Annotated in this window: 10 protein-coding genes; 4 read left to right on the top strand and 6 right to left on the bottom strand. The window is 55.3% G+C overall.

All coding sequences use genetic code 11. The annotated features are described in order from the left end of the window. Positions 1-73: 73 nt before the first annotated feature. Together QN359_RS13135 and QN359_RS13140 are read right to left on the bottom strand one after the other, a co-directional pair. Complete coding sequence (locus QN359_RS13135; RefSeq protein WP_322247352.1) at positions 74-271, bottom strand: DUF2892 domain-containing protein; 198 nt, start codon at positions 269-271, stop codon at positions 74-76. Positions 272-338: 67 nt separating this feature from the next. After that, positions 339-1118 (bottom strand): Crp/Fnr family transcriptional regulator, encoded by a 780-nt coding sequence (locus tag QN359_RS13140; protein ID WP_322247353.1) that lies wholly within the window; start codon positions 1116-1118, stop codon positions 339-341. 209 nt (positions 1119-1327) lie between these two features. Between QN359_RS13140 and prpB the strand changes: the two genes are divergently transcribed. The 4 genes from prpB (at position 1328) to prpF (ending at position 7358) form a co-directional block, all read left to right on the top strand. Beyond that, a complete protein-coding gene (prpB, locus tag QN359_RS13145; RefSeq protein ID WP_322247354.1) occupies positions 1328-2218 on the top strand; it encodes a methylisocitrate lyase in 891 nt (296 codons plus the stop codon). Positions 2219-2260: 42 nt separating this feature from the next. Further along, positions 2261-3412 (top strand): 2-methylcitrate synthase, encoded by a 1152-nt coding sequence (gene prpC, locus QN359_RS13150; protein WP_322247355.1) that lies wholly within the window; start codon positions 2261-2263, stop codon positions 3410-3412. Positions 3413-3490: 78 nt separating this feature from the next. After that, positions 3491-6085 (top strand): Fe/S-dependent 2-methylisocitrate dehydratase AcnD, encoded by a 2595-nt coding sequence (gene acnD, locus QN359_RS13155; protein ID WP_322247356.1) that lies wholly within the window; start codon positions 3491-3493, stop codon positions 6083-6085. 73 nt (positions 6086-6158) lie between these two features. After that, complete coding sequence (gene prpF, locus QN359_RS13160; RefSeq protein WP_322247357.1) at positions 6159-7358, top strand: 2-methylaconitate cis-trans isomerase PrpF; 1200 nt, start codon at positions 6159-6161, stop codon at positions 7356-7358. Between the two features lie 888 nt (positions 7359-8246). On the opposite strand, the gene QN359_RS13165 is transcribed toward prpF, so the two are convergent. The 4 genes from QN359_RS13165 to QN359_RS13180 are packed head-to-tail and all read right to left on the bottom strand — an operon-like array spanning position 8247 to position 12236. Next, on the bottom strand, positions 8247-9266 hold the full coding sequence (locus QN359_RS13165; RefSeq protein ID WP_322247358.1) for a hypothetical protein: 1020 nt from the start codon (positions 9264-9266) through the stop codon (positions 8247-8249). Positions 9267-9269: 3 nt separating this feature from the next. Next, positions 9270-10559 (bottom strand): dicarboxylate/amino acid:cation symporter, encoded by a 1290-nt coding sequence (locus tag QN359_RS13170; RefSeq protein ID WP_322247359.1) that lies wholly within the window; start codon positions 10557-10559, stop codon positions 9270-9272. A gap of 23 nt (positions 10560-10582) precedes the next feature. Continuing rightward, a complete protein-coding gene (locus QN359_RS13175; RefSeq protein ID WP_322247360.1) occupies positions 10583-11416 on the bottom strand; it encodes a substrate-binding periplasmic protein in 834 nt (277 codons plus the stop codon). Then, positions 11394-12236, bottom strand: a complete 843-nt coding sequence (locus tag QN359_RS13180) for a substrate-binding periplasmic protein (RefSeq protein ID WP_322247361.1) — start codon at positions 12234-12236, stop codon at positions 11394-11396. The genes QN359_RS13175 and QN359_RS13180 overlap by 23 nt, the downstream gene beginning before the upstream one ends. Between the last annotated feature and the right edge of the window lie 8 nt (positions 12237-12244).

The following is a 12244-nucleotide window of genomic DNA, read 5'->3' on the forward strand; positions in this document are numbered from 1 at the left end:
ACCCACCGAAGCGACTCAAGCAGTTTTTGTTTGAGCGCCGTAGGAATCCCTGTCCTTTAGGGCGGCGAGGATGTCAATTGTTGCGGATGGCGCAGGTCGTGAAGCCGAACGGCAGGTAGGCTGGACAACGGCCGACCAAGCCGGTCAGCAGTGGGATGAGGCCGAGATAGCCCCAGGGCGTTTGCGGGCCGAAAAAGGCCAGGCTCAGTATGGCTGCGCCGAGCAGCAGACGGAGGATACGGTCGGCATTACCTACATTTTGTTTAAACATGGTGATTTCCTTGCTGTGTATGAAGCTGTATTACACCGCGGCGGCGGCAGGACCGTCTGTGACTAGCTCACAGATGGCGCAAAACAATGGTTTGCAGCAAGGCGCGGTCACAGATTTCTATTTGCTTATGCCCGAGGCGCAGCGCGCCCTGATGCTCAAATTCCTTGAGCATGCGCGAAACGACTTCGCGTGCCGAGCCCAATTCGACGGCGAGCTGTTGGTGCGTGGCCAATACGATGCCGGCAGTGTCTGGTGCCGCGAGTAAGTATCGGGCCAGTCTGACATCGATACGTTGCAGGGCGATTTCTTCTATGCGGGCGATCAGATTTCCTAGCCTTTGCGAGAAGGCGGCAAACACGAAACGACGGAAGGCCGGACTGTTGCTGAGTGCTTGTTCGAAGGCTGCCGCATCGAGCGTCAGCGCGTGCACCTGGGTTTCGGCAATAGCGCTGGCCGGATAGCATTCTTGGGCCATCAGACAGGAGGTGGTGATGCTGCAGGTTTCGCCGCCGTTGACACGATAGAGCACAATTTCACGGCCGTTTTCGGCCGTTTTTACTACCCGCACCGTTCCCGCCGTCACGACAAAGTAGCGCTCACAACGGTCGCCCGGACGAAACACGACGGTGCCGACCGGAAGCAGGATTTCCTGACATGCCGGCATCAAGGCGCGCCAGTCGGCTGGGCTCAGCATGGCATTGCTTGGTACAGCTTGGGCGCGGCGTAACGCGTGTTGCGTGGTGACAGGAGGGACGGCGACATCGGCTTGCTCGCTTGTATGCAGACAGAGAAGGCTTGATGATACGGCTTTCAGCATGACGGCGGTAGCTTTAGAACGTGCAGACATCGTTGGCGCAACGTTTCAATCGTGTTTCATATGTGTTTCAATGGATTTAAATTGCAACGCCATGTGAAACGTATACCGATTGTTTTGGGATAGGTTTTTCTTGCTAGCGGCGCTAAGTCGATGATTTTGTTGAGGAGTTTATATTTCTCTCACTGTTGGCATGGTGTTTGCGTTATGCCTGACAGTTCCTACCCTTTCCGGAGTGAAAAATGAGTCATTATTCAGCAGGCGCCGCTTTCCGCAAGGCGATCCAAGAAGAATCACCTTTGCAAGTGATCGGCGCGATCAATGCCAATCATGCCTTGCTGGCCAAGCGTGCCGGTTTCAAGGCGATTTACTTGTCCGGTGGCGGCGTTGCTGCCGGTTCCCTGGGTTTGCCTGATCTCGGTATTTCCAATCTCGACGATGTGCTCACCGATGTGCGCCGCATTACCGATGTCTGCGATTTACCGCTGCTAGTCGATGCCGATACCGGCTTCGGGGCGTCGGCTTTCAATGTTGCCCGTACTGTTAAGTCGATGATTAAATTCGGCGCGGCGGCCATCCATATCGAAGACCAGGTCGGTGCCAAGCGCTGCGGTCATCGTCCCGGTAAAGAAATCGTCACGCAGCAGGAAATGGTTGACCGTATCAAGGCGGCGGTGGATGCCCGTAGCGATCCCGATTTCGTGATCATGGCGCGTACCGATGCCTTGGCGGTGGAAGGCTTTGAGCGTGCGCTCGAACGTGCCCACGCCTATGTCGAAGCCGGTGCCGATATGGTGTTTCCGGAAGCGATCACGGAATTGCCTATGTATCAGCGTTTCGCTGCGCATTTGCGCGTGCCGATTCTGGCCAATATTACCGAATTCGGTGCTACACCTTTGTTCACGGTGGAAGAGTTGAAATCGGTCGACGTCGGTCTGGTGCTGTATCCCTTGTCGGCTTTCCGTGCCATGAATAAGGCAGCGGAAAATGTGTATGAAGCGATCCGTCGCGATGGTACACAGAAAAACGTCGTCGATACCATGCAAACGCGGATGGAACTCTACGAGCGCATCAATTACCACAGCTTCGAGCAAAAGCTCGACGCGCTGTTTGCTCAGCAAAAAAACAAATAAAACCATTCCTTACCATATCTGCGAGACATCGAGGAGCAAAAAATGACTGAAGCTACTACCCCATTCAAACCGAAAAAATCGGTGGCCTTGTCCGGTGTTACCGCCGGCAATACCGCTTTGTGCACGGTCGGCAAGACCGGCAATGATTTACATTATCGCGGCTACGATATTCTCGACATCGCCACCACGTGTGAATTCGAAGAAATCGCGCATTTGCTGGTGCATGGCAAATTGCCGACGCCGGCCGAACTGCTCGCTTATAAAGCCAAACTCAAAGCCCTGCGCGGTTTGCCAGCCAGTTTGAAGGCGGCCTTGGAATGTTTGCCGGCTTCGGCTCATCCTATGGATGTGATGCGCACCGGGGTGTCTGCACTCGGTTGCATGCTGCCGGAAAAAGATGATCATAATTTGCCGGGCGCGCGCGATATTGCCGATCAATTGATGGCGTCGTTCGGTTCCATGCTGCTGTACTGGTACCACTACAGCCACAATGGCCGCCGCATCGAAGTTGAAACCGGCGATGATTCCATCGGTGGCCACTTCTTGCATCTGTTGCACGGCATTGCGCCGTCTGCGCAATGGGTCAGCGCCATGCATACTTCCTTGATTTTGTACGCGGAACATGAATTCAATGCTTCGACCTTTGCCGGTCGCGTCATCGCCGGTACTGGTTCCGACATGCATTCGGCCGTGGCCGGTGCCATTGGTGCTTTGCGCGGTCCTAAGCATGGCGGTGCCAATGAAGTCGCTTTCGAAATTCAGAAACGTTACGATAATCCGGACGAAGCCGAAGCCGATATCAAAAAACGTGTGGAAAACAAAGAAGTGGTGATTGGTTTCGGCCATCCGGTGTATACCATTTCTGATCCGCGCAACAAGGTCATCAAAGATGTTGCCAAAGAATTGTCGCAACAGGCCGGTTCGACCAAGATGTACGATATCGCTGAACGGCTTGAAAGCGTGATGTGGGAAGCGAAAAAAATGTTCCCGAATCTCGATTGGTTCTCGGCGGTGTCGTATCACATGATGGGCGTGCCGACGGCGATGTTTACGCCCTTGTTCGTGATTGCCCGTACTTCCGGTTGGGCCGCCCATATCATCGAGCAACGCATCGATAACAAGATCATTCGTCCGAGTGCCAATTATGTTGGCCCGGAAGATCTCGCATTTGTGCCACTTAAAGACCGTCAATAAGCTGCGCGCCGACGCTGCCGCCGTGATTACTGCGGCGGCGCCGCTGCTGCTGTCTCTTAATTTTTCCCTGACTGAGCCATGAATACTGCAAATCGCAAAGCCCTACCCGGCACTAAACTCGATTACTACGATACCCGTGCCGCGGTCGACGCCATCACTCCTGGCGCCTATGACAAACTGCCCTACACCTCGCGTGTTTTGGCCGAAAATCTGGTGCGCCGCTGTGATCCGGCCACGCTGGAGGATTCGCTCAAACAATTTATCGAACGCAAGCGTGATCTCGATTTTCCTTGGTTTCCGGCACGCGTGGTGTGCCACGATATTCTGGGACAAACTGCGCTGGTCGATCTGGCCGGTTTGCGTGACGCGATTGCGGCGCAAGGCGGTGATCCGGCGCTGGTGAATCCGGTGGTGCCGACTCAATTAGTGGTCGATCACTCGCTGGCAGTCGAATGCGGCGGTTTTGATCCCAATGCCTTCGCTAAAAACCGCGCGATCGAAGATCGACGTAATGAAGATCGCTTCGATTTCATCAATTGGACTAAAAAAGCGTTTAAAAATGTCGATGTCATTCCACCTGGTAATGGCATTCTGCATCAGATTAATCTTGAGCGCATGTCGCCGGTGATCCAAGTGCAGGATGGCGTGGCCTATCCCGATACCTTGGTCGGTACTGACAGCCATACACCGATGGTCGATGCGCTCGGCGTCATCGCCATCGGCGTTGGCGGTCTGGAAGCCGAGAGCGTGATGCTGGGACGTGCCTCGTGGATGCGTCTGCCCGATATCATTGGGGTGGAACTGAGCGGCCGACCGCAGGAAGGCATCACCGCCACCGACATCGTGCTGGCGCTGACGGAATTTTTGCGCAAGCAAAAAGTGGTCTCGTCTTACCTCGAATTTTACGGTGACGGTGCCGCGCGTTTGACGCTCGGTGACCGCGCCACCATCGCCAATATGGCACCGGAATTCGGTGCTACCGCGGCGATGTTTTACATCGATGAACAAACCATCAAGTATTTGAAATTGACCGGTCGCGACGATGAACTGGTCAAGCTCGTCGAGTTGTATGCGAAAGAAACCGGCTTGTGGGCCGAGAGTTTGAAACATGCCGAATATGAACGCGTGCTGCATTTCGATTTGTCGTCGGTGGTAAGGACGATTGCCGGGCCATCGAATCCGCATAACCGTGTGCCGACTTCGGAATTGGCGGCGCGCGGTATCAGCGGCAAGGTCGAGAACGAAGCCGGTTTGATGCCGGATGGTGCGGTGATCATTGCCGCCATCACCAGTTGCACCAATACCAATAACCCCCGCAATATGATTGCCGCCGGTTTGATCGCCCGAAATGCCAATGCCCGTGGCTTGACGCGTAAGCCTTGGGTGAAGAGTTCCTTGGCACCCGGTTCGAAAACCGTCACCTTGTATTTGGAAGAAGCCGGTTTGATGAGCGAGCTCGAACAGCTGGGTTTCGGCGTGGTGGCGTATGCCTGTACTTCTTGCAATGGCATGAGCGGTGCGCTCGATCCGGTGATTGAGCAAGAAGTGATCGCGCGTGATTTGTATGCGACTGCGGTGTTGTCGGGTAACCGAAATTTCGATGGTCGGATTCACCCGTATGCGAAACAAGCATTTTTGGCTTCGCCGCCGCTGGTGGTGGCGTATGCGATTGCCGGCACAATACGCTTCGATATTGAAAAAGATGTGCTCGGCATCGATGCCGCCGGCTTGCCGGTGACGCTCAAGGATATTTGGCCCAGCGATGCGGAAATCGATGCGATTGTGGCTAGCAGTGTTAAACCTGAACAATTCCGCAAGGTGTACATTCCTATGTTCGCCAAACAAGCCGATGATGGCAGCAGCGTCAGCCCGCTTTACGACTGGCGTCCAGCAACCACCTACATCCGCCGGCCACCGTACTGGGAAGGTGCACTGGCAGGGGAACGCACGATGAAGGGCATGCGTGCGCTGGCGGTATTGGGTGACAATATCACGACCGATCATTTGTCACCGTCGAACGCGATCATGCTCGACAGTGCGGCCGGTGCGTATTTGGCAAAAATGGGTTTGCCGGAAGAAGATTTCAATTCCTATGCCACTCACCGCGGCGATCATTTAACCGCGCAACGTGCCACTTTCGCCAATCCAACTTTAAAAAATGAAATGGTGCAGGAAAACGGTCAAGTCAAGGCCGGGTCGCTGACGCGGATTGAACCGGAAGGAAAAATTTCGCGTATGTGGGAAGCGATAGAAATTTACATGGAGCGCAAGCAGCCGCTGATCATCATCGCCGGCGCCGATTATGGGCAAGGTTCTTCGCGTGATTGGGCCGCTAAAGGCGTGCGTTTGGCCGGGGTGGAAGCGATTGCCGCCGAAGGTTTTGAGCGTATTCATCGGACTAACTTGGTCGGTATGGGCGTGCTGCCTTTGGAATTTTTCCCTGGTGTGAATCGTCTTACGCTCGCGCTCGATGGCAGTGAAACCTATGATGTCAGCGGTGTGCGCAGTCCGCGCGCGACGCTGAGCTTGCTGATTCATCGCAAAAATGGTGAGCGCCTCGAAGTGCCGATGTTGTGTCGTCTCGATACCGCTGAAGAAGTTTCGATTTACGAAGCTGGCGGCGTGTTGCAACGCTTCGCGCAGGATTTCCTCGAATCGAGCAAAGCGGCGTAAAAGTTGTTTGAGTTACTTGTTGTTCCGGGCGCGCCGGTTCCGGCGCGCCCCTTTTTTCTTCGGAGTGCTAGACATGGCCCATCTTCCTCAAATTAAAATTCCTGCCACGTATATGCGTGGTGGTACCAGTAAAGGCGTGTTCTTCCGTCTGCAAGATTTACCCGTGGCCGCGCAAGTGCCCGGTGCGGCGCGCGATGCTTTGTTATTGCGCGTGATCGGTAGTCCTGATCCTTATGGTAAGCAGATCGACGGCATGGGTGGTGCCAGTTCGAGTACCAGCAAGAGCGTGATTCTGGCGACCAGCACGCGGCCCGAGCACGATGTTGATTACTTGTTTGGCCAAGTGGCGATCGACCAGGCATTTGTCGATTGGAGCGGGAATTGCGGTAATTTATCGGCGGCAGTCGGCTCGTTTGCCATTGCCAGCGGCTTGGTGGCGTTGGAGCGCGTGCTGGGCGTCGGCATACAGAGTGGCATGGCGAGGGTACGTATTTGGCAAGCCAACATCGGCAAAACCATCATCGCCCATGTGCCGGTTACTGATGGGCTAGTGCAGGAAACGGGCGACTTCGAACTCGATGGCGTGAGCTTTCCGGCGGCTGAAGTACAACTTGAATTTCTGGATCCGGCCGCTGAAGAAGAGGGCGGTGGCGGCGCGATGTTCCCGACCGGGAATGTGGTCGATGATCTTGAGGTGCCTGGTATCGGTACGCTCAAAGTCACGCTCATTAATGCCGGCATCCCAACTATTTTCGTCGACGCGGCGGCGCTCGGTTATACCGGTTGTGAACTGCAGGAGGCGATTAACAGCGATCCGCTCGCCTTGGCTAAGTTGGAAACGATACGCGCCCACGGTGCGCTGCGCATGGGTTTGATCAGCGCGCTGGATCAGGCAGTCACGCGCCAGCACACGCCGAAGCTGGCGTTCGTGGCCGCCCCAGCTGATTACATCGCCTCGAGTGGTAAGGCGGTACAGGCAGCTGATATCGATTTGTTGGTGCGCGCCATGTCTATGGGTAAGTTGCATCATGCGATGATGGGCACGGCCGCCGTTGCCATTGGCACCGCCGCCGCGATTCCTGGCACCTTGGTGAATCTGGCTGCCGGTGGTGGCGCACGCAGTGCGGTGCGCTTTGGTCATCCATCGGGCACGCTGCGAGTTGGTGCCCAAGCCGTGCAAAATCCACACGATGGCAGTTGGAGTGTGACCAAGGCGATCATGAGCCGCAGTGCGCGCGTGCTGATGGAAGGGTGGGTCAGGGTGCCGGCTTAGCTGCGCTTGCGGCAGCAGCATACTGGAACGATGGCGACATTGAACTGTTTTTGCGCGAGCATATTCACATCGCGTGCACAAGCCTTGCATCGCCATTCTATCCTGCGAATTGTGTGAGGAAGAATGTAGAAAAAATCTTGCTTCAATTGATCGCTTGCGCGGCAAACCTCGCCCTTCAGAGGCTGTCGCAAAAGGGTATTGAGTCGGTATCATTACTCCAACTGGCCGACATGTCATTCCCCCATGCTCTCGACTCGTCATTCCCCGCGCAGGCGGGGAATCCAGTGGCACGTCAGTGCCTTCAGGGTGGGATGGTCGATCAAGGGCATTTTTTTTTCTGTTAAATCAACACGTCCTGCTGCGCCTGAGCCGCACAGATATAAAAAGCGCGTGCGCGCCACTGGATTGCCGCCTACGCGGCAATGACGAATTGGGCGATTGGGTGGATACGTAGTCGACCTGGCCTGCTCTCGACTCGTCATTCCCCGCGCAGGCGGGGAATCCAGTGGCACGTCAGTGCCTTCAGGGTGGGATGGTCGATTAAGGGCATTTTTTTTTCTGTTAAATCAACACGTCCTGCTGCGCCTGAGCCGCACAGATATAAAAGGCGCGTGCGCGCCACTGGATTGCCGCCTACGCGGCAATGACGAATTGGGCGGCGGGATGGATGCGCAATCGACCTGACTTGTGGGTAATGATCAGCGCGCTTTTGCGCGGGAACCTGGCGGCGTTCGTGCTGAACTGAAAATGCCAGAAATCATGCTGTTTTCAGTGCTGAAAACGATACTGGGTTCCAGCCAAAAGCATGCGGGACTGACGAGGTATGCGGTGTTTCAGGTGTAAAAAAGCGTCCATCAGGCTTTTGCGACAGACTGCCCACGCGCCGCATCAAGCTTGCCGCTGCAAGCCATTGTCGATCAACCAATCGACCGCGCTTTCCCAGGCAATGCCGGCGGCATTGAGCATCAGCGGGACGATGCTGTTTTTTCCCAAGCCGGGATGGGTATTGACTTCTAACAGATAGGGCTGGCCATCGGCAAAGCGGAAATCGACGCGTGAAAAGGCATTGAAGCGAAAACAGGCATGCAGTTTTTCCGCGATGCTTTGTAATTCCAGTTGAGTGGCGGCGGACAGGCCGCAGGGAATGGCGACTTGGTAGCGATCAGATTTTTTGATAGCCGCATCGAACATTCTTCCTGCGTAGGCGATGCGGGCTACCGGCAGGCTCTGGAACTGCGGGCTGCCGGGCCGGCCGAACACGGCAGCAGTGTATTCGAGCCCATCCAAAAAGGGTTCCAGATAAATTTCATCATAATTGATCAGCAGGCGCGTGATGGCTTGCTGAATGTCTTCTTGGCTTTCGACTAATTCAGTCGAATTGCTCGAGCCACCGGTGGCTGCCTTGACGATCAGTGGAAAGCCGAAAGCGGCGGCAGCAGCGCCGATGTCGGCAGCGCGGCTGGGCCACTCGGCGCGGGTAAATGCATACCAGTCGGGCGTGAGGAAGCCGGCGGCGCGCATGATTTGTTTCGACAGGATTTTATTCATGCCTTTGATGCTGGCCATTTTTCCATTGCCGGTGTAGGGCTGGCGTATCAATTCAAACATGCCTTGCAGTTGGCCATCGCATTCGAGTTCGCCGTGCAGGGTGTTGATGACGATATCGAAGCGCCCCTGAATGGCAAAGGTGGCCAGTACGTTGGCATGGCGCGTGACGATGTGCGCGGCTTGATCCGGGGCTGATTCGTCGACCCAGCCGGCGCTATCCCAATTCAACAGGGTACAGCGATAGCGCTGTGGATTGGCGTGGGCGATGATTAATTCAGCACTGCGGCGCGACAGATAATCTTCAGAAGAAAATCCGCCGCTCAGTACGGCTACGTTCAAGCGATGCTGTGTGTTTACCATCGCTCAGGCCGTCGCGTTTGGGCTGGATTTTTCTGACGCGGCGATGACTGCGCTGAGCGTGACGTTGGTGTAGATATTAGCCAGCGTGGCGATCGGGTCGATGATGGGATTGATCGCTAACAGCAAGATCGTGATCGCTTGTGCCGGTAATCCTAAGGGAATGAGCACAATTGAGACCATGGCGATCGAGACGATGCCGGGTGCACCGGCACCGGCAGTGGCGGCTAACACACTCAATACCAGCGCCAGAGCCAGATCGGGGAAGCTCAGCGATATGCCATACAGTTGGGCCGCAAACACGGTTGCTGAGGTGTAAATGATGATCATGGAAAAGCGGTTGATGACGGCACCAAGCGGGATGACCAGGTTGATGATGTCCGGTGACATCCTGAGTTTGTCGCCGGTCAGGCCATCGATTGCCGCCGGCATGGAAGCGAAGGTGCTGCTGGTACCGAAGGCGATGAGCATGGATTCCTTCATGGCGGACAATACCACCAGCGGCGAGCGGCGCGTCGCCATGCACAGCACTATGGTGTCGAGCAAGATGATGAGCAGTGAAATACCCCAGATCATGGCGACGAATTTGGCCATTGCCACCAGGGTTTCGGCACCGGTGCTGGCGAGTTCGCTGGCCAGCAGCGAGAATAAGCCGAACGGCAGCAAATACATGATCCAGCTGATGATTTTGAACAACACCTTGAACAAGGCATCGGTGAAATTGAGGATGTGATGGGCGGTGCTGCCGCCGATCTTTCCGGTGGCTACGCCCAGCACCAGTGAAAAGAACAGGATGGACAGATTCGAGCCTTCGCCCATGGCTTGGAACACATTCGAGGGGATCATCGATTGCAGAAAGTCGAAAAAGCCGCGACTGGTGCCGAGCTGGGTGCCACCGTCAGACTGGTCGGCGGCATTGAGTGTTTTACCGAGCAAGATCTGCGCTTCTTTACTCAGGTCTTCACCGGGGCCGACTAACAGGCTGACCACCAAGGCCAAGAGGCTGATGGCGAATAAAAAAATCAGGCTGCTGACGATGATTTTAACGATGTTGTGGCGCGCACTTTCTGAGGAAAATAAGCGCCCGACGCTGGTGATGAGGGCGGTCATCAGAATCGGGATGATGGTCATTTGCAGCAGCTTGAGATAGATCGCACCGACCGGTGCGATCATGTGCGAGAACGCGGGGAAGAATAAGCCGGTCAGGATTCCGACGATCATGGCAATGAGGATGACGACGGGCGACTTGAGCCAGTCGAGAGAGTAAGCCTGCACTGCTTCGGGAGCGGATTTCATGGGGGTGTGACCTTGTGTTGATTTTAATAATGATGCAGAAACAGCTGATTAACCGTGGTGTTGCCGGAGCTTGGTTCGAGCAAGAGGTTGAGCCAGGCCAGCCAGTGCTGCTGCGGCCAGTCGACCATCGCCACGATTCCGCTGGTTAATTCCGGTAAGGCGATATAACCGAAGCGGATGCCGAGTTCGGCATGTTCGATGAACAGGTATTTGGCTTCGACTTCATCGCAGAATGCGGCATCGATGCGACCGGCTTCGAGCGCCGCACGCAGACTGGCGATATCAGCAAAGGCGCTGATGCGGCCAGCTGGAAAGCGTTGTTTAGCCATGCTCAGGTAGGCGCTCTGGTCGATTGTACCGATTTGCAGCGGCAGCTTGCTCAGGGCTTGGATCGATTCGTCGCCGGGGCGCTGCGCCATGATGCGCATGCGATTGGTCAGCAGCACGTAGTTGAGACTGATGTAGGGCTTGGTGTAATGGATTTGCCGCGCGCTTTGCAAGTCACGTTTGAGGCGGGAGAAGGCGATGTCGGCTTTGTTTTGTTTGAGGGCGGCAATCAGTTCGGCATTGCTGCGGTAACTGGCATCCCAATTGAGCTTGACGCCGATGGCGTTGGCGATGCGAGTGGCGAGGTCGACGTCGTAGCCGCTCCAGACACCGTCTTTTTGCAGCGTGAACGGATAGACTGGGACGGCCATGGCGGCCACGCGCAATTGGCCACGCAGGCGAATGTCTTGCACCATCTGCAGATTATCCGGTACTTGCTGGGCTGGCACGGCCGCGGCGTAACAACACCAGAAGCTGAGCGCGAGTAGCGCTAGCGGCAGCCGGAAATTATTTTTTATAATATTTCGCATAGATTCTGACTAAATCTTCGGCGCTGCGCGTCGGATAGTTGAGTTCCAAATACAGATTAATCCACGATAATAAATGCGTACTGTTGCTGTTGACGGCAATGCCAAGGCCATCGGCGCGGGCGGGGTCGGTGATCGGGATGGTTTTCAATTGCACCGAACGTTCCGGGTATTTCATCAGATAATTTTTGACGCCGATTTCATCGCGCAGGGTGGCCATGGCTTTACCTTCGAATACGGCATTGAAGACTTCGTCCCAAGTGGCGAGCTCGAGCACGCTGGCTTTGGGAAAGGCGGCCTTGGCAAAGTCGATGTAGGAGTTGCCCTTGGGTTCGGCCAGTTGACCGCGGAACAGCGCCATTTCCTTGAGCGGGTTATTACCGTCGAAACCGGCGCGGCTGGCGGTGAGACGATTGAGCACCAGTACCGGGCGCACGATCACATATGGATGGGAAAAACGTACTTTTTCAGCACGGCCGAGGGTTCGACTGATTAAGCTTAAGCCGATGTCGGCCTTACCGCTGGCGACTAAGTCGACCAGCTCATTGAAGGTTTTGGCCGAGCGATCGATACTGATCTCAACTTGCAGTGCTGCAGCTAAATTTCTGGCTAAGTCGACGTCATTACCCGATAATTGGCCCATGCTGTCGGCCATCAAATACGGGATCACATCTTTGGAATACATAGCGACTTGTAAGCTGCCACGGTCTTTGATTTTTTGTATATCGGGTGGTAGCAGCGTGCCGGCCGTGCCATTTTGTGCTTGCGCTGGCAAACTGATCAGGCACAGCCAGCACAGGCGGTAAAAAAGTTTCTTGAACATCGACATGC

This window comes from Undibacterium sp. 5I2, from assembly GCF_035019605.1.
GTDB lineage: Bacteria > Pseudomonadota > Gammaproteobacteria > Burkholderiales > Burkholderiaceae_D > Undibacterium.